Raw genomic sequence first — 19,218 nt, forward strand, 5'->3', positions numbered from 1 at the left:
CTAAATATCCCTGATATCCTTGAGGAGTCAGGGATATAGACCACATAAATTACATTAACTACTTTGATATTCAAACCATGATCATTGATATATTCGCTTTTCAAATTTACATAGATAAAATTGCCATTGCTGGTACAAGTTTATGGTCTTTAGCACTATATATTAGTCTACTAAAACTTAAAGAATGGGTAATATTACAATTAAATAGATGGTTTAATTTTGCAGAGCGATCGCTATATACTAGTGAAAAAGAATTTGAAAAAACTCGTCAAGCAAGAGAATCACAAAACGCCTTTTACGCTTCCTTATGTAGTATAATTCCCTTTTTAATCATTGGTGGTTTATGTAATTGGGGAATACAAATTAGTTTAGGACCTAGTTGGGCAATTAGTACAGGTATATTAGCCACCATGGGCGCTGGAATTTATGATCTTGGCCGTAAAAGTTGGGAGGAATAACTTGCAGTGTGGAGTGTAGGAAAACTTTACCAATTTACCAATTATCAATTACCAATTCTACTCCACCAAACCATTTTTCATGGCAAACCTCACCAATTCTGCACGATTATTAGTATCAGTTTTCCTTAATAAACTACTCACATATTTTTCCACAGTTCGCGCACTTAAGTGTAATTGATTACCTATTTCTGCATTAGACAAACCATAGGTTAATAAATCTAAAACTTCCTGTTCTCTAGTAGTTAATAATACAGAATTAACCGCAGTTAGGGAAGTATTTTCGTTTATCATAGTATAATTTTTAGATTCTAAGCTCTTTTGAGCGACAAACATATACTCAGAACGAATTATTTGCGATCGCTCTAATAAATTACGAATTGCAGCAGATATTTCTTCCAATTCAAAGGGCTTAGGTAAATATAAATCACAACCCGACTGATAACCCAAAATTCTTTCCTGAGTTTCAGTTCTGGCAGTCAAGAGAATTACGGGTAATAATTTAAACATAGATTGCTGACGGACACGGCGTACCAACTCATAACCATTCATTTTTGGCATCATAATATCTGTCACTATTAGATCAGGATGGTATTTTTCCACCATTAATAAAGCATCTTCACCATTATTAGCCGTAATTACATGATAACCAGAAAGTTCCAGATAATCGCTGATAGATAAACGAGTACCAAAGTCATCATCCACAACCAAAATAGTTAGATCACCCATAGCCATTAGCAGTGTATAAAGTGCATAAAGTCTATAAAGTATATTACCAAAAAATACTTAAAAAATATCATATTGGTTTTAAGCGTAACACAAAATATGGTAAGCTGTTGTGCCTTTAACTTGAATAATTAATACAAGCAAGATGCTTGTGCTACTGTAACTTCAGGTTTTTTAATTATACAGTGAGTGCTGCACATTAGCTTACAACATCAGGAATATAAAACTTGGAAATTTAGTATAAATTTACTATTGCTTATTTTGCAGAATAAATATATAATAGATCAGATGGGTATTGAGATTAAATATTCCAGTCTCAAACACTATGGTCTAAATTATACTCCAAAGACAACTTATTGACTTATTGGGGGTACGTAGCTCAGTTGGATAGAGCATCCGCCTTCTAAGCGGACGGTCACAGGTTCGAGTCCTGTCGTACCCGTTAATGTAGCAAAGTAAAAAAATCTAGCTCTGGAATGGATACTCATTCCTAGTGAGGGTTTAGCAGCGCTCACTGGTGTCAACTTACGTAAAACCCATAGACGGGAAATGGATGAATTCCCACATTAACAGCAAAAGTCATCTTAAGACATCTCAAGATGACTAAATCACTTGAGTTAGAGGTGGTTACTTTGGGGGATGAACATCAGGCTGTATATTAGTTATAATATTATAAGCTGTTGTGCCTTTAACTTGAATAATTAATACAAGCAAGATGCTTGTGCTACTGTAACTTCAGGTTTTTTAATTATACAGTGAGTGCTGCACATTAGCTTATTACAATAGATAATAGATGATATATTTGCTAATTTATCCTTAAATATCCCCAAATTATGCCAACATACACCGGAATTTCCAGCGAAGCCTTTAGACATCCTTTAGATATTCAAGCAGAACAAGCACTACGTAACTTACCAGGCTTTGATTTAGTCGCTCGTAAATTTGTAGAATTTGTATATGAAAGACCACAACTAATTTATTTACTAGGTAATAGTATCCAAGTAGGACCTAGACAATATTCTACCATTTATCAAATATTCCGGGAATGTACCAAAGACTTAGACATTTATCCAGAACCAGCATTATTTGTCAGTCAAAACCCCGAAGTTAATAGTTATGCACTGGGAAAAGAACATCCTTATATAGTAGTAAATACTGGTTTATTAGACTTACTGAATGAAGCAGAAATTAAAACAGTTTTAGCCCATGAATTAGGACATATTAAATGTGGTCATACCATTTTAATTCAAATGGCAATGTGGGCAATGAACGCTGCTTCTGTAATTAGTGAATTAACTTTTGGTGTGGGTAATTTTGTCAGTCAAGCCTTAATTTATGCCTTTTTTGAATGGCGACGTAAAGCAGAATTATCTGCCGACAGAGCCGCATTATTAGTAATGGATGATTTAAACCCCATCATGTCATCAATGATGAAATTAGCAGGAGGCAGTCATAAATACGCACATGAATGTAGTTTACAAGAATTTATTCAACAATCAGAAAATTATCAAGGATTGAATGAAGATGGACTAAATCAAGTGTATAAGTTTTTGACTTACAATGGCGCACAAGGAATGATATTAAGTCATCCTTTTCCCGTAGAAAGATTACATTATTTGCGAAGTTGGTCTGTATCACAAGAATATCAAGAAATCAAAAAAGGTAATTATCAACGTTCGGCCGATGGTTCAGTAAATGTTACCCCAGAAACACCAGAAACACAAGCAGAAAGACTAAAAAAACAAATTGCTGAATTGCAAGAACAAATTAATAAAATGCAGCAAAAATAAAGAAATACAGCACATTCCATCTACATGAGGTACACTATGAACAGGCATGTGCCTTTAAGTTGAATAATTAATACAAGCAAGATGCTTGTGCTACTGTAACTTCAGGTTTGTTAATTATACAGTGAGTGCTGCACATTAGCTTAGTGTACTTCATAATCACGGAAACTGCTGTATCATATCTGACGCACCCTACAATACCTAATTTTTTTCAAAATTCAAATATGAGTCCTATATAATACGATGATGATCACTCAATCAAAATTATATGTGAATCAAAATGGTAAATTTTGTGGTGTTCCTGAATATCCTCCTGTCATTAGGGTTATTTTATTTAGCTAAAAAAATCTGGAATATTAAACAGACTTTGGCTAAAATAGCCGATAGATTCAACAATTATGAACAAGCTACTTATATAGTTCTGCAAACAGCCCCAAACTACATTTATCTCAGTCAAGAGAAAATTAAAAATTTACATGAAAATCAACAAAAACTTACCAAGCAAATTCAACAATTAAGACAAATTTTTAATTTAATTGTGTTAGGTAGAAAAATTTGGCAACGTTCATTATTTTGACATACTCACCGACCTAAAAGCGCGGTGATTCTTGACGCTTCACTGACGGATGCTACTGTGGTAAGCTAATGTGCAGCACTGTATAATTAAAAAACCTGAAGTTACAGTAGCACAAGCATCTTGCTTGTATTCATTATTCAAGTTAAAGCCACAACAGCTTAGTCTTATTCTGTCTCTGATTCGGTTTAGAGTCGTGGCAATGCCCTATCCCGACTTTATTTATAATTACAGTATAAATCATGTAAATAACCAAATTGTTGATATCTGACGCACCCACTCAACAGATTTTTTACTGTGACACTTGCGTAAGTCCTAAAGGTAAAGGATTATAATTTACCTGTAAGTAGCCAAGGCTATAGGAACAGCCGTTAATTAACCCTAGTCCCTGCCATAACATAATGCAATTAGGAGCAAAAAAAATGTCTCAAAAGCGATCGCTGGTATTTATTGGTGGTTTAATGATAGGAGCAGCCATTGGTGGTGTAACAGGATTATTGACTGCTCCCCGCACAGGAAAAGAAACTCGCAAAATTGTCCAAAAATCTGCTGATGCTATCCCGGAATTAGCTGAGGATATTTCCACCAGCGTGCAAATTCAAACTCATCGCCTTTCTGCCCAAACTGTGAGAAACTGGAATCAGACCATAAATAGATTACGGGATGCGATCGCTGTTGGTATTTATGTCACACAACAACAACGCCAAACTTTAACCAAGGAAAATAGCATTAATATCAACACCACAGTAGATCATCATTAATCTTCCCTAATCAACCAGCAAATAGACAGTTCCTAAGCAAGTTTGTAAATAGCATAATCGTGATTGATCCTCTTTTTTGGCTGGGACTTTCTTTACTTTTAGTTGCTGCTAGTCTCACAGCCGTTTTAGTAGCAGCTATACCCGCTTTGCAAGAATTAGCTCGCGCTGCTCGCAGTGTGGAAAAATTCTTTGACACTCTCTCCAGAGAGTTACCACCCACGTTAGAAGCTATTCGCAATACCAGCTTAGAGATATCTGATTTAACTGATGATGTGAATACAGGTGTAAAAAGTGCTAGTCAAGTAGTCAAACAATTTGATCAAGGACTAGATCATGCTAAAAAGCAAGCGCAAAATATTCAAATAAATACTCGTAGTGTAATGGCAGGAGTTAAAGCAGCGTGGAAAACTTTTAGGCATCAAAGGCCACAAATAAGGAATAGGTCAAAACCATAAGACGTAGAATTTTGTGGAGAAAAAAACTACAGATCATGGACAAGACTATGTTAATTGAGCGAAATTGTGTTATCAAAGTAGATATAGCTGTTACCAACTAGCTGAGGATATAGTGATGATCCAATTTCCACACAATATGACTTTACAAACTTGTTCGCTGGTGTCACTTCCTAATTGCTCACTATACAGTAAACTAAAATTGATGAAACAAAATTTCGCTCAAAACTAAAGGTTAAAAATAAGTGCTAAAATTGATTCATTCAACTTACTGGCTATCAACCGTGAAAGTAACTGCTTAAGGTTTGATATTCCTGGGGTAAAACCCAACTTTTGACAGGTTTAACTACGTTGTATAAAAAGGTAGAAGCTGTACATGCTACACCGCAAGATTTATCAACTGTGTTGCGATGGGCGGGAGGTATGTGTATTTTTACGGGATCAGCAACGCTGGATAGAGCGGGCCCGTATTATAGATATCGAGGGTGACTTAGTGACTCTACGCTATGAAACAGATGAAGAAGATGAAATTTGCTCTTGGGAGGAAATGGTTCGCCTCGAAAGCATTGGCGCTGTCACTCAGAAGTTAGCTTCTGTACCCAGGGGAGGTATAGAACCTCTGGTTACTGATGAATGTCCTGAAGCTGAACGTATTCATAACCCTTACAGTGATTCTAACCCAGATTAGTCTTTGCTGTACTCGAACTTAGACAAGTATTAGTAGGGTGCAGAGTAAGGCTTAGGGAGTAGAGAATAGGGAGAAAATTCTTTATTCTGACTCCTTGAACTTCTGACTCCCATTCCCTAAGTTCTAAATATCAGGAGTTAGTAGGCGTTCAAAAGCTGGACAATAACCTTCAAGAGTAACTTTAAAATTATATAAGGGGGCGGCGGTATTTCCACACCGTTGTCCTCTTTGGTGTCTACAAATAGCACAACATTCTATATCAGATAACTGTAAACGTTGTTTCCTACGAGCTTCTTCTATACTATTTTGATGCAGTAATTCTCGTTGAGATAGTCCTCTTAATACTAACTCTTCTCCTTGCCAACGAGCTTCTATTAAACCAGTATCAGCAAAATCTCGCCAACGAGGATCCGCCATAATCGTTTCTGGTAAAGCTATAGTAATCATAGTTTCTAATTCGGTCAATTCCCCTTCATAATTACTCTCTGGAGGTGCTGGTTGTAAAAAAGTTTCTCCTATGGGTAATTCTACTAGTGTGCCAGCGCAGGGCGAATGGATATGATAACGATTTTGCAACTCTTCCAAGCTAGTGAGATCCGCTAAATAACTGCGAGAACCATGTAGAAAAACAATGTGCTGCGGACGTAAATTATGTATTAATTGGGTAGTTCCTGATCCGTCACTATGTTGAGCTAAAAGATAGCTTTCAACTTGATTGAGTATAGTTTGTGTATTATTAATAGCAAGTTCTGTTTTTTCTGGTAGGAGAATTAACCATTTTTCAGGATTATTTTGATAGTATTTACTTAAATCTGTAGTTATATCTGTGATAATAATTACAGGATATTGTCCCAGATCCGCGAGGTCTTCAAATTTTAGTCTTTTGACACGGGGTTTTACTCGTTCATCCCAGAAGAGAGGTTGATGTTTAGCGAAATTTTGTACTGATGGGGGAAGATGGGGTAATAATGCCAAATAAGCATCACAACCTGCTGCAACTTTACCATCTACCCAAATATCTATGTCTCTACCTGTAAAATGATGATGGGAACGTAATAACATGAGCAATTCTTGACCTAAACCTAAAGCTGGAGTGGGTAGAATTACTGAATGATGATCTAAGATAGCATGGTGAATACGTTCAGCGAGTTGGTTTTCTTGTTGACGACGATGGGGATGACGGGATGTACCATAGCTACCTTCAATTAAAAGTACATCTAAGTCTATACCTCGTAATTCATCAAGACGCAAACCTTCTACTAAGCGAGAGTTGGAGAGGAAAAAATCTCCGGTATATAGTACTTTATAACTGCGGTGTTCGTTAATGTAAGTCAGTAGAATAGCTACAGCACCAGGTAAATGACCTGCGGGAAATAATTCTACTATTAAACCATCGCTAATTTCTACAGGCGATCGCAAAGGAAGAGCTTGACATAGGGAGGAAATGATTTCAGCATCTTCTTCTGGCCAATTTAGTGGTAATAACTTACTTGTGACTTCACTACCGTAAATTGGTAATAGAGGAAAAACCTGATGTAACTTTAGTAACCCATCAGCATGATCGGAATGAGCATGACTAATGATCACAAAATCTGCGGGTAATTTGCTCCTATCACATTTAGGATATTTTGTCAACTCTGATGTTAAAGGCGTAATATCTCTTAATCCACAATCTAATAAAATACGATGTGGACCCATACGTATGAGTAGACAAACTCCTTCATCTTGATGTTGAACACTATAGGGTAAACACTCTAAACTAATAGTTTCCCCATAATCAAAAGTTGAGGGCATTGATATTAACCATTATCTGCGATTAGTGTGCAGAACCGTTGCCATGATAATTATCAGAGTCGTAAAAGCCGTTTTTCGTGCCGAAGAATAGGCAAGAAATTGTGAATATAACTGTGAATACAACTAAAATTAGTTTTACATCCATAATTTATCCTTTATGATTTATCAGTAGTCAGCTATCAGCCGTCAGTAGGGTTTCAGCACTGCTTAACCTCTACTAAACCCTTAGAGTATGTTTTAAAAGTATGGGGCGAATATAATTTGCTACTATACAGGCTCAGTGATCCCTTGGGTGGACTAAGGAACAACCAAGGATTTTTAACCTGCGTAGACGCGATTTGTAATCGCCGATTTTTGTGTTAATTTAGACTTTACAAACATTCTCTTAAATGAAGTCAGCTTTTAGGTGATAGGTAGCTGCTAAGTTATTGACGTTTCTATCTTAATAGAAAGTTTTGGATTTGGTACAGAATCAGCAGAAAATCTTTACTATTGTGAATAAGATGTAAGTACGAGTATCACAATGGGGTGAAAAGAAAGTCAAAAGTAATACCTTTAAAATACTTGATTCTGACTTGGTGACTCCCGACTCCTTACTCCTGACTCCTTACATAATAATATTTTGTCCTTTTTCCGTAAAGCGTACATTTTTAATTTTCCATTGCGAATTACTAGTTAAAGTTTTCCGAACACTATTAAATAATACAAATTGTTCACAATTAGAAAGTGAGGATATTTGTCTTTTTGATTTTGGATCAATGCGTAAATCTACTGTAGCAATACCATTATTTATATCTACACGATAACCGGATATAACAAAATCTGCCGTATTCTGTTGTTTAAAAATTTTACCTACTGCATCTTGTATGGGATCATCCATAGATACTTCTGTTTTCTGTGGTAATAATTCTTGACATTGATCATCACTAACATAAAGGGTTATACTGGTATTTTTACCGGATAGGGCTTTTGTATTAGACTCACTGGAAAAGTTTTGTACAGAGGAAGTGGCAGAATTTTGGGGTTGTGTTTTGGGAGTAACTATACTTGTATTGTCTGGTGTTATTTCTGAATCATTGTTATTACTAGTATTGCTACTATCACAACTGGTAACTGTGGTACACAATGCTAGTAAAAGTAGGGGTAAAAGACGGTTTTTGGGACTATACATAATAACTAATAGGCAACTGATGTATCTCATATTCATTGTCTATTTTGATACTGATAATTAATTATCAGTATATCCATAGACAATAATTATTGACAATTGATAAGCTGTTGTGCTTTTAACTTGAATAATTAATACAAGCAAGATGCTTGTGCTACTGTAACTTTAGGTTTTTTAATTATACAGTGAGTGCTGCACATTAGCTTAAATATACTATCAATTATCAATTATCAATTATCAATCATTTGAAAAAAGCCATCTTCTAATTCATAACCTAAAATTTGGGCAAAAGATTTAAGACGGTTTTGAGTAGGAATATCTTGACTTTTCAACCATTGGTGTAAGATAAATATTTTGTGCATTAAAAATATTTCTAATGCTTCAGGATTATATTGAATCCCTTCTTTAGAACTAAATTGATGAGGTACTAACATAGCTGTATATCTGCCTAATTCTCCTGATTTCCAATCAAGTAAAAATGGCAACCAAGGATATTTAGCATCTAATCTCACAAACCATAGTCTAATTTCGGGAATTTCTGATAATTCTCGCGGATCATTTTCTTCCCTATGATATTGAATGTCCAGACGCAATTTTTGTTCAGAAGATAAAATTCCTTGTTGTAGTAATGAATCTATCATCAAAGATGCTGATGATAGGTCTAAACGGTTAATTAGATCGTTATTCAGGTGAATTATGGTTGTCATTTATTTGTTGATTAATTAGTTTTTAATTAGGAGTCAGCAGTTAGCTATCAGCTATTAGCAGTTTAATTATTTTTTCAATTCTTTTATGAATTAGAGTATGGGTTTAACAATGCTAAACCGCTACTGACTCCTGACTATTTTAAAACATTTGTGCATCTTGATCATCATTCAGATATATTTTGGTGGATAAGCTGTTGTGCTTTTAATTTGAATAATAGATGCCAGCAAGATGCTTGCACTACAGTGAGTGCTGCACATCAGCTTAATATTGCCAGGACTTACGCAATTGGCACCCTACAACAGATTTTTTAGTGCGACACTTGCATAAGTCTTAGTGGTATGTAAATCTCTGTTTCTGCATCAGAACTAATATTAATGTTGTGATTATTAATATCATTTTTGGGCAAATAAAGTACCATGAGAAGTAGCAAATTCTGGATCAGGTTGCTCTAAAATACCATATCCCAATAGTTGATAAATGTGTTCAACAACATTGATATAAGATTCAATCATAAATTGGTTTTAATTATATAGTAAACTACTAGATAGCAGAAATTACTGAACCGGACTGTTATTGAATTGATAGTCGAAAGTGTTTTAATAAGCTAATGTGCAGCACTCACTGTATAATTAAAAAACCTGAAGTTACAGTAGCACAAGCATCTTGCTTGTATTAATTATTCAAGTTAAAGGCACAACAGCTTATCACCAATTGATTATTATACTATGAGCGATCGCCAATTACACTTTTTATTAATAGATTCTGATTCTATCTTTCGTTTAGGATTAAAAGTGACTCTGGAAAGCATCCCTGACTTCCAAGTTATCGCTGATGTTCCCACAATTACCACTGCTGGACAAATTTTAGCAGAAATCACCTCCACTTCCCAACCCATCAATTTAATTATCTGGGAATTGGGTAACACTGCTAAATCTATCCAATTAGATTTACAATTGTGTCAGCAATTAAAGGTTTTATATCCTCACATTCCCATTTTATTATTAACTACTATTTCTCAACCTGAATTATTAACACAGGCTCAAACCATCGGTATTAATGGTTATTGCCCTAAAGGTATCTCCATTTCTGAGCTAATTCCTATTATTCAAGAAGTTGCTAATGGTGGTTATTATTGGTTTTATCCTGTAGAGAATACTATTTCTTCCTCTTTTTATTTACCTTTTGCTAAGTTTAGATATCATTTAGGAAAATCAGGAATTAACAAGATTAATAAAACTTTGGAAACTGTCAATAATGAATTAAATATACCAGGAATTGCACCATTAGATAAGGCAATTTTAGCAGGACAAAAACGGGAACTTTTAGCAGCACGTTGGTTAATTAATCATTTACTCATTACACATCCAAAAAAACAAGAAAGATCATTAAATCAACCATTAGCTCAAAACATTTCTGCTGCACAATCACATATTACCAATTTAGTTAATATTCCCCCTATCAATAATTCTATAATTGATGCTCAATCACGACAAACTCAATTATTTCATTTATGTCTGACTCAACTTCAGTTTCCTTTACATAACCTGACTACTATCCCCTTAGAAATTGATTGTTTACAAGAAGATAAAAAACGTCAATTATTACAAATAATCTTGCATAAATTATTTCAAAAGTTAACCGAAGTTCGCAATTTTAATTTTGATTATCAACAATTAACACAGTTAAGAGAACAACTGTTACTAGATTTATTAACTACAGCAATTTGTGATTTTTTCACAGAATATAAAATCATCATTTATACCATAAAGTTAGAAAACTTTTTACTAGAAAAATCCATAAATGTAGCTCAAGAAATACTCTATAAAATTCCCTTAGTTACTGAATTAATCGCTTATATTGTCTTAGGTAAAGATTTGTATATTGATAATAGATATTATTTAGCTAATAGTCAAGAATCTCAATTAAAAGCTATGATCATTTTAGAAAACCTCATTATTCAAGTTGCTAATGGGGTAATTCAACCATTATTAAATTATTTTGCAGATGTAGAAATAATTAAACAAAATTTCTATATTTCTGCCATGGTTTCCACAAGAGAAATTGAAAAGTTTAGAAATAATTTATCTTGGAAATATAGCAAAAATCAATATATTAATGAACCACAAGCAATTTTTGAAAGTCGCTATGAGTTATTTAATTTTACATCTCGTGGTATTACTAAAATATCAGTTTATGCACCTCGTAACCAGGAATTAGCACAAATTTCTGGTATTCCTTTAATGGTAACATTATTATTAGAATTTGCAGATGCTATTAACCCTAGATTACAATCTTTATTAAGTTTTTTAGGTTCAGGAATTGTTTTTATCTTAACTCAAGTAGTTGGTAAAGGTTTAGGTTTAATTGGCCGAGGTATTATTCAGGGTTTAGGAAATGTTTCTTTGTTGGATAAAAAATAATTGTCATATCCCAAAATTCTTTAATGTCAATTAAAAATTTATATCTCGACGAAAATTAAAGAAACTTGCTAATAATTCCTGTAAAATATGATTTTTTCTCATCCTTTCATTTTGCCATTCTCTAGCAGTTTTTACCAAAATCTCTGAAAAACTAGGATAGATAGGAGCTATGTTTGCTAATTCTGCAACTTTCAGATTTTTTGCTATTAATAATGCCATAATATTTATTATTTCTGTTGCCGCTGAACCAAAAATACAACATCCTAAAATTTGCCCATTTTCTAAGACTACTAATTTACAAACTCCTGTATTTTCCCCTGTTATTTGTGCTGCTGTATTAGTTTTAAAATACTGTTTTAATTCTAATATTTGATTTGCGGGATATTTACCTTTAGCTTGATTTGCTGTTAACCCAATATGTGCTATATTTGGTTGACAATATATACCCCAAATAACTGTTTGATAATTAACTTCATGAATGGGTAAGAATAAGGCGTTTTTAACTGCAATATTCGCTTCATAATTCCCCAGACTAGGAATATTATAACCACCAATTACATCCCCACAAGCATATACTCTATGATTGCTACTTTGCAGTTTTTTATTAACCATTAAACGCTGTTGGTTGTATTTTACCCCTATACTTTTTAAATTCAAAGATTGTATATTCGGTTCTTGGTTAATTGCTATAATTATCTCATCAGTTTCAATGGCTTTATTTCCTGCTTGTAACCACTTTTTACCATCAATTTCTCTGATTTGAGTGACTATTGTATCTGTTAAGATTTGTATACCATTAATTTCTAATTGCGCGATTAATAATTGAGCGATTTCTGTATCAATATAATTGAGAATATTTCGATTATTTAATATTAATGTAATTTGACTACCTAAGTTGGCTAAAATTTGGGCAATTTCTATACTTTGGGGAGTACCTCCAATGATGGCAAAATGCTTATTTAATGCATTTTTATCTATGTGTTTTTCTATATATTGCCAAATATTATTTATAGTTAAATAGGCGATATTTTCTAAGCCTTTAATCTGAGGAATAGTAGGAATTGAACCATTAGCTAGTAAGTAATTTCTGGCTTTTAATTTTCTTTGATTCACTGTAAATTCTAATGGATATTTATCTGTAAATTGACCATGATCTGTAATGATATCAACTCCTTGCATCATTAAGTTATCTAGGGAATTAATTTCATAGATATTCTTAGCAATATTAATAATATATTGTTTTTCAATATTTTCTTGAATATGATTAACTTTAATATTATTAATTTGTTTAATTTGTTTAATTTGTTGAAAAATATAGGGATAATATTGATAATAGGGATGATTATTAATAGTTGAATTGACAACTAAAGCCACCTTAGCGCGAAATTCAGTGGCAATTAAAGCAGCTTGATATGCGGCAAAAGTTCCACCAATAATAACTAAATCGTAATCAATCATGTTTTATTTTGTTATTAATATAAGTTATCATAACTTATCATAACTTATCATAACTTATCATAAGTTATCAGCCGTCAGCTATCACTAATTAGCAATTATTGCCTATTTCTTGTCATAAAATGCAGTGCAGTTAATAAAGTTTCATGATCAAGTTGAGAACGAACTGCAACGCGAAAATAGCGATCGCCTAATTCTTTAAAACTAGCACAATCTCTAATTAAAATCTGATATCTCTGAAGTAATTGACGTTGTAATTCCACAGTGGAATACTCAGATTCTACTAATAGGTAATTTGCAGCCCCAGGAATCGGCTTTAAACCAGGAAGAGATGATAAACCATCAAAAAGGAATTTTCGCGCCGTTGGTAGCCATTCCCAGCTATTTACTTGATATTCTATATCTTTTAGGGCAGCGATCGCTGCTGCTACCGCCAAAGTGTTTACTGGCCAAGGATCTCGCCATGATTTCCATGTAGCCAGACGATCTGGATGGGCGATCGCATAACCTAATCTTAACCCAGCAAGACTATAGAATTTTGTCAGCGATCGTAAAACCACTAAATTTTCATACTCCTCAACCAAAGCAATCATACTTTGTTCCTGTTCAGGAGGAACAAAGTCCATAAAGGCCTCATCCACTACCACTAAAGCGAACTGTTCCAAATAAGGAACAATAGACTCCCACACAAACAATTTACCAGTGGGATTATGAGGATTGTTGATTAATAATCCGCTTTCTTCCCTATTTATATCTAATGAAACACCAATACGTGGATGTACATTAAAATTAATCAACAGATCCGTTGTCAAATCCACAGAAAGAGACAACACCCTAGCATCATAAGCCTGAAGAGCGCGGTAGTAATCACCAAAAGCAGGAGTTACTAACACAGTAGCAGATAAACTAGCTAAGTCTCTACCCACCAAAGTCAACAATTCTGCCGAACCATTACCCGGTAAAATACAATCTTGATGTATTTGATGAAAGTGACTGAGAGCGAGTCTCAAGTCACTATAATCAGGATCTGGATAATTTCTCAAATTGCCCAACTCAGAAGTGATAGCTGTAATTACACTATCAGGAGGTCCCAGAGGGCTAATACTAGCTGAAAAGTCCAGAATAGCATCCGGGGGACAGCCAGCTAATGCCGCCGCCCAACTTAAATTTCCCCCGTGTGCTTGTTCCTGCATTGACAAAAGTTTCCTTGTAAAACTATCTACTGAATATATAAAACCTAGACCAAGCTAGACTTTACTTGCTACTTCAACACTGATCATAGGAGCGGTCATCCCGATCTAGACTTACACTATGAGTGCCCAACGCGATTTTTCTTTTGTGATTTTGAAAAAGACCATCACCATTATTGCTTGGTTTTTGCATCAGCAATAGTCTTAATTCAGTACTTGACATAATGGGATTATATATCAAGTGGGAGATTTTCTTAACTAACTTATGTCAAGGTTTATCAACATAAGTATAGTTTTGTCTATAAAATTCTCAGCTTAGGACTTACTCTTTTGGGGGAGCTACTTTTTCTCTAAACTGCTTACCAGCAGAAAAAGCAGGAACTCTAGTAGCGGGAATTTCCATTTTCTCATTAGTTTTAGGATTGCGTCCTTCACGAGCTTTACGCTCCCTAGACTCAAAAGAACCAAAACCCACTAAAGTTACTTTATCACCAGAAGCCACCGCCTCAATAATGGTTTCAATCACAGAGCTTAAAACTTGATCAACCTGTTTTTTAGTTACACCAGTTTTTTCAGCAATAGCATCAACTAATTCACCCTTGTTCATGACAAACTCCTAAGTTTTATTAGAGACTATCCTAAAATGCACTATTTGGCATCTTTAAGTAAATCTCTGTTGATATAAATACAAAAATCGTTCCCTGAGAGTATTTACACTCAAAACTACCGTAAATCCCATTGACTCGACTTTTCAATGAATTATTCTAAGCTGTAGTAGCCAGAACTGCATAGGTGAAACTGTTAATTTATATAGATTTCAGAATTTTTTGTGTTTTTTGTTGCTCAACTCACTGAGAAACAGTAACAAAAAGTTACAAAAATAGATCAGCACCGCAAAGACATTATAAACCACAAGCATACAATTAAAATGTAATTTTGCGAGTATAACCGCGATTTATTATTACCCAACCAACCTATTACTTGGGTTGTACCTTTAAGCCACGACGCTCCAATATATCCCGCACTGGAGGACTAGGACTGTAATTATAACCGTAGCCAGATCCCTGAGAATCATCCATTATTTGCGGTGTAAGTAAAATAATTACCTCTCTACGTTCATTCTGTTTGTTTGTTTTCCTAAACAGCGCACCCAGCAGGGGAATATCACCCAAAATAGGTAATTTAGAAACACTTGTTCGATCCGTGTCTTGAATAATACCGGAAAGAATAAGCGTTTGACCATCCCGCAAACGCAATACACCGGATGCCAGGCTTCTTGCGGATAACAGAGTTATTGTGCCATTACTACCGCCGGCTTGTGCTGTACCACCCGGAGCAGATACAGTAGGGGCAACAGACAAAGATACAAAACCATTATCATCAATTCTTTCTACCTTCACATTCAAAGATAGACCTGCTTCCTTGATAATAGGTTCGCTGGCAGAGGATGATGTAGTTGATGATGTAGTTCCTGTACTTTGTGATGAAGTTTTTAGTCCAGCATATACCTCTGTAGTTAACTTAACTACTGCACTTTGTCCTTCTTGAACAATTAAGGTGGGATCTGTCAATATCTTAGCGTTACCACTGGTAACTTGAGCTTGTAAACTTATAAGAAGCCGTTTAGGGAATTGGTATAAAGTTGGTATACTTCCCGTTGTGCTTCCAGAACTTGTGGGATCTCGACTGATACCAGCAGTAGAACCCTCAACATCTCCAGTCTGAAGTGGATTATTTGTAACTGGTGTTGCTGTGACACTATTTTCCAATTCATCAGAATTAGCCGGTCGAGAACCACCAAAATTTAAAGATGCTGCACCACCATCATTAACAAAGAAATTGTTACCAACCCCAAAAGAAAAACTGGTATTGTAATCTTGAGTACCTGTCAGGTTGACATCAATAATTTTGACATTCACCACCACTTGACGACGACGGATATCAAGCTGCATTAATTGAGATACTGCCATCTCCACCATCTTAGGACTGCCAATTAATGTAACAGAATTTGTCCGCTCGTCTCCTGAAGCTTGTAACCCTCTGAGTATAGGTGTTGAATCTGTATATGTAATCCGTTGAGTCTCAATTTTTGTTTCTGTCGTCGTTTGAGTTTGAGTAACTGCGGTGTTAGCAGCACCACCCACAGGTACAGCATTAACACTAGTAACTAGTCTTTCTCGACTGACAGCACTTTCTGCACCCAAAGCCACTAAGAAATTTAAGGCCACATCCACCGTTACCTGATTTAGTCGGAGATTACGCATTACAAGATCACGACTAGAATTAGGTAATTTAACCCCAACAAAAATTGTCCGTCCACTGCGGTTAGCTTCTAAACCACTCAAACGCAGGACGTAATTAAAAACATCTTGCACAGATTCATTTTCTATATCTAAGGAAATTTTCTGAGATGTCTTAGTTGCATCATTTCCATTATCTTGCGCTTTTTCTGCTTCCCCACCTATATAAGCCAAATTCATCCCAGCAGCACGAGCTAATAACGATAAAACATCTCTTACAGGTGCATCACGCAACACTAACCGGCGAACTCGTTCTTTTGTACCTAAATCAATCACCGCAGGAGACGTATCAATATTAGACTGAGTAATATCCCCTACAGGTGGGGCCACAGCCTTAGGTAAAAAAAGAGGAGCCTGGTTATAAGGTTGACCGGATCCAGCAGTTTGGACAGGTTTACCATCAATTAACACCTGGGGATTAGGTACTAATACATCTGGTCTTTTTCCTGGTTCATTGGGATTATATACTGGAGCAGTTAATGGAACTTGTGTAACATTCTTGGTACTATTACTGGTATTATTTTCTGTACCTGTTTTATCTTCTGGAGGATTATTGGCGGCATTAGTAGCCACAGACTCCGTACTTATACTGAATTTTAAACTTAAATTATCGTCTTTTCGCACCACTGAGCGATTGTTAGGCGCGTTATTTATCCCTGTAACTATCACACTAATACTATCACCCGCCAACTGATTAACTTCTATAGATGCTATTCCAGGGGCTGGATTTTCTTGACGAAAATTGTTGTTTTGTGTTTTATTTTGCTGTAAACGTAATTTAGCATTAATAATCTTTACTACTAAGGACTTATCCTTTTTAGTCGTCAAAACCTGGGGACGTTTTTGATCTGAGGTCTTTAAGATCACTGTAATACCACCCTCCACAGGAGTTAACATCACATCAGTAACTTCTGCTACTTGAGCTAACACTGGCTGCACTGCTAACACTATAGAAACAGCACTTGATATAAAAATACTACTATGAATGTGTTTCATAGTTCATTCCTCACCTAAAATAATACGGAAGTTTGAAAGTACGTCTATTTTTTAACCACAAATTCAGAATTTTAACTTGTTATTGACACCAAGTATCAAAATTATTAGAAAACATCAAACTTGAAGCATTACCATTAATTATTCAGGATTTACGCAACTGGCACATTGGTAGGGTGTGGACAAGCTCACCAACCACGTCACACAGTATAAATCATGTAAATAACCAAATTGTTGATGTCTGACCCACCCTACAACAAATTTTTTAGTGTGACACTTGCGTAAGTCCTATTATTTTATTCTGTACAGGCTTATTGTGATTATATTGTGGTTATTTTTTAGGGGCTTGAGTGGCGGCTTGAGCAGCGATCGCGGCAGATTCTTCTTCGCTTACTGGTATTAATGCTTCTAAATCAAACGACGTAGAAAGTTCACCTGGCCCTCGGTACACTATCTTTTTGTCTTTATCTCCTTCTATTTCTGGTACTTGCAATTTGGAATCAAAGTTTTTCACTAATAATAAAGGTTGTAAACGCTCAATGTTTTGCATAATATCCTGTGTTTGCTCAAATGTTCCTTCAATATTTACTTTAATTACACTCCGTTTAAGCTTATTATTGACTTCCGGTCCAAAACTGCTATCTATCACTATTTCTGGTTTTTCAGAAACAGGGAAAAATCTTTTTAGTTTGGCTTCTACGACATTGGCTGGTGCTTGAGTGTTGCTAGAATCAACTAAACGACTGGTATCTAACAATAATGTCTGTAAACTTTTTTCATCAGCAAATAAACCTAATACTTGTTTTTGTTGAGCCTTGGCTGCTTCTAAATCTGATTCTACTTTTTTAATTTGTTTTGATAAAATTCTTTTTTGTTCAATATCTTTTCCAAGTTGATCTCGTTTAGCTTGTTGTTGTTGCAAGTTATCCCAAGCTGGCATACCCATACTAAATATCATATAAGCACCACCTAGTATACCTAGAGCACCAATTACACCACCAATAATTTGTGGAGTTAAGGGAATACCAAAAATTACTGCCAGAGATCCCCCAGAACCTTCAAATTGCGTCCCTGTTTCCAAATTCAGATCCTCTGTAAATGTCATTTCCTTGGCCTACCTGTGTTTTCAATATTACGCAGTCTTATTCCTAGTCCTGTTGCACCTTTTTTCTCTAGTTCTTGCAATAACTCCGTTGCTGGGGTTGTACTTAAACCAGCTTTAATTGTATATTTAATTACTTTAGGTGTTTTAATTTTTACGTTTTTTCCTCCTGGTGATCCAGGTTTCTCATCCTTAACTACAACAAAACCTGTAATTTCAGGAGCATCTATTAGTTCAGCACTTTTAATGTTAGTTTCATCAATATTAATGAAACTTGATTTACCTATACTGATACTAAAGTCGTTCACATCAGCATAACTACGGGCATAACCAGAAATTTCCAATGTTCCTGCTGTAGCACCAGGATTATTGACTATAGAAGCGTTATTATTAGATACCACAGGTGTAGGTGGGACTTGTCTAATACTTTCAATTTGTACTCTTGGAGGTATGCGATCGCGCAAATCCTGTAACATAGCTGACCAAGGACGAATGTGATCAAACACTGTAATTAAAGCTAGGACTTACGCATTGACAAAAAACATTATCTATGTATTCTAGATCATGCGATCGCTATTAAGATTAGCAAAAATATGCTCACGTACAACTAAAGTAAACAGATTCCTCTGTACTTCATACCAGTTG

Annotated in this window: 17 protein-coding genes and 1 tRNA gene; 8 read left to right on the plus strand and 10 right to left on the minus strand. The window is 35.1% G+C overall.

Annotated features, from left to right (window positions below; translation table 11 throughout):
• Positions 1-77 precede the first annotated feature (77 nt).
• The gene (locus H6F32_RS12445) at positions 78-458 is read left to right on the plus strand and encodes a hypothetical protein (protein WP_190369654.1); all 381 of its coding nucleotides are present in this window, start codon (positions 78-80) and stop codon (positions 456-458) included.
• 57 nt (positions 459-515) lie between these two features.
• Here the strand turns inward: H6F32_RS12445 and H6F32_RS12450 are convergent, their stop codons facing one another.
• The gene (locus tag H6F32_RS12450) at positions 516-1,184 is read right to left on the minus strand and encodes a response regulator transcription factor (RefSeq protein WP_395939603.1); all 669 of its coding nucleotides are present in this window, start codon (positions 1,182-1,184) and stop codon (positions 516-518) included.
• Between the two features lie 365 nt (positions 1,185-1,549).
• On the opposite strand from H6F32_RS12450, the gene H6F32_RS12455 reads away from it, so the two are divergent.
• The 6 genes from H6F32_RS12455 to H6F32_RS12480 all read left to right on the plus strand — a co-directional run bounded on the left by H6F32_RS12455 (position 1,550) and on the right by H6F32_RS12480 (position 5,443).
• Positions 1,550-1,623, plus strand: a tRNA-Arg gene (locus tag H6F32_RS12455).
• A 391-nt stretch (positions 1,624-2,014) separates the two neighbouring features.
• Positions 2,015-2,971, plus strand: a complete 957-nt coding sequence (locus tag H6F32_RS12460) for a M48 family metallopeptidase (RefSeq protein WP_190369656.1) — start codon at positions 2,015-2,017, stop codon at positions 2,969-2,971.
• 277 nt (positions 2,972-3,248) lie between these two features.
• The gene (locus H6F32_RS12465; protein WP_190369657.1) at positions 3,249-3,545 is read left to right on the plus strand and encodes a hypothetical protein; all 297 of its coding nucleotides are present in this window, start codon (positions 3,249-3,251) and stop codon (positions 3,543-3,545) included.
• 419 nt (positions 3,546-3,964) lie between these two features.
• Complete coding sequence (locus H6F32_RS12470; RefSeq protein ID WP_190369672.1) at positions 3,965-4,303, plus strand: YtxH domain-containing protein; 339 nt, start codon at positions 3,965-3,967, stop codon at positions 4,301-4,303.
• A 59-nt stretch (positions 4,304-4,362) separates the two neighbouring features.
• A complete protein-coding gene (locus tag H6F32_RS12475) occupies positions 4,363-4,758 on the plus strand; it encodes a hypothetical protein (protein WP_190369658.1) in 396 nt (131 codons plus the stop codon).
• A gap of 373 nt (positions 4,759-5,131) precedes the next feature.
• Positions 5,132-5,443, plus strand: a complete 312-nt coding sequence (locus H6F32_RS12480) for a DUF6679 family protein (protein WP_190369659.1) — start codon at positions 5,132-5,134, stop codon at positions 5,441-5,443.
• Between the two features lie 123 nt (positions 5,444-5,566).
• Here H6F32_RS12480 and H6F32_RS12485 read toward each other — a convergent pair whose 3' ends face one another.
• The 3 genes from H6F32_RS12485 to H6F32_RS12495 form a co-directional block, all read right to left on the minus strand.
• A complete protein-coding gene (locus H6F32_RS12485; protein ID WP_190369660.1) occupies positions 5,567-7,237 on the minus strand; it encodes an MBL fold metallo-hydrolase in 1,671 nt (556 codons plus the stop codon).
• Between the two features lie 607 nt (positions 7,238-7,844).
• Positions 7,845-8,408 (minus strand): sporulation/spore germination protein, encoded by a 564-nt coding sequence (locus tag H6F32_RS12490; RefSeq protein WP_190369661.1) that lies wholly within the window; start codon positions 8,406-8,408, stop codon positions 7,845-7,847.
• A gap of 227 nt (positions 8,409-8,635) precedes the next feature.
• The gene (locus tag H6F32_RS12495; RefSeq protein ID WP_190369662.1) at positions 8,636-9,112 is read right to left on the minus strand and encodes a CRR6 family NdhI maturation factor; all 477 of its coding nucleotides are present in this window, start codon (positions 9,110-9,112) and stop codon (positions 8,636-8,638) included.
• Between the two features lie 726 nt (positions 9,113-9,838).
• Between H6F32_RS12495 and H6F32_RS12500 the strand changes: the two genes are divergently transcribed.
• Positions 9,839-11,533, plus strand: coding sequence for a DUF3685 domain-containing protein (locus H6F32_RS12500; RefSeq protein WP_190369663.1), 1,695 nt, complete (start codon positions 9,839-9,841; stop codon positions 11,531-11,533).
• A gap of 30 nt (positions 11,534-11,563) precedes the next feature.
• On the opposite strand, the gene H6F32_RS12505 is transcribed toward H6F32_RS12500, so the two are convergent.
• The 6 genes from H6F32_RS12505 to H6F32_RS12530 all read right to left on the minus strand — a co-directional run bounded on the left by H6F32_RS12505 (position 11,564) and on the right by H6F32_RS12530 (position 19,079).
• Positions 11,564-12,991: an NAD(P)/FAD-dependent oxidoreductase gene (locus tag H6F32_RS12505; protein ID WP_190369664.1), complete on the minus strand. Its 1,428-nt coding sequence runs from the start codon at positions 12,989-12,991 to the stop codon at positions 11,564-11,566.
• A 95-nt stretch (positions 12,992-13,086) separates the two neighbouring features.
• On the minus strand, positions 13,087-14,181 hold the full coding sequence (gene cobD, locus H6F32_RS12510; protein WP_190369665.1) for a threonine-phosphate decarboxylase CobD: 1,095 nt from the start codon (positions 14,179-14,181) through the stop codon (positions 13,087-13,089).
• Positions 14,182-14,500: 319 nt separating this feature from the next.
• Positions 14,501-14,785, minus strand: coding sequence for an HU family DNA-binding protein (locus H6F32_RS12515; RefSeq protein WP_190369666.1), 285 nt, complete (start codon positions 14,783-14,785; stop codon positions 14,501-14,503).
• Positions 14,786-15,155: 370 nt separating this feature from the next.
• Complete coding sequence (locus H6F32_RS12520) at positions 15,156-17,474, minus strand: type IV pilus secretin family protein (RefSeq protein ID WP_190369667.1); 2,319 nt, start codon at positions 17,472-17,474, stop codon at positions 15,156-15,158.
• A gap of 328 nt (positions 17,475-17,802) precedes the next feature.
• Positions 17,803-18,576, minus strand: coding sequence for a pilus assembly protein PilO (locus H6F32_RS12525; protein ID WP_190369668.1), 774 nt, complete (start codon positions 18,574-18,576; stop codon positions 17,803-17,805).
• The gene (locus tag H6F32_RS12530; protein ID WP_190369669.1) at positions 18,573-19,079 is read right to left on the minus strand and encodes a PilN domain-containing protein; all 507 of its coding nucleotides are present in this window, start codon (positions 19,077-19,079) and stop codon (positions 18,573-18,575) included. Before H6F32_RS12530 ends, H6F32_RS12525 begins: the two co-directional genes overlap by 4 nt.
• Positions 19,080-19,218 lie beyond the last annotated feature (139 nt).

This window comes from Anabaena sp. FACHB-1237, assembly GCF_014696225.1.
Taxonomy (GTDB): Bacteria; Cyanobacteriota; Cyanobacteriia; order Cyanobacteriales; family Nostocaceae; genus FACHB-1237.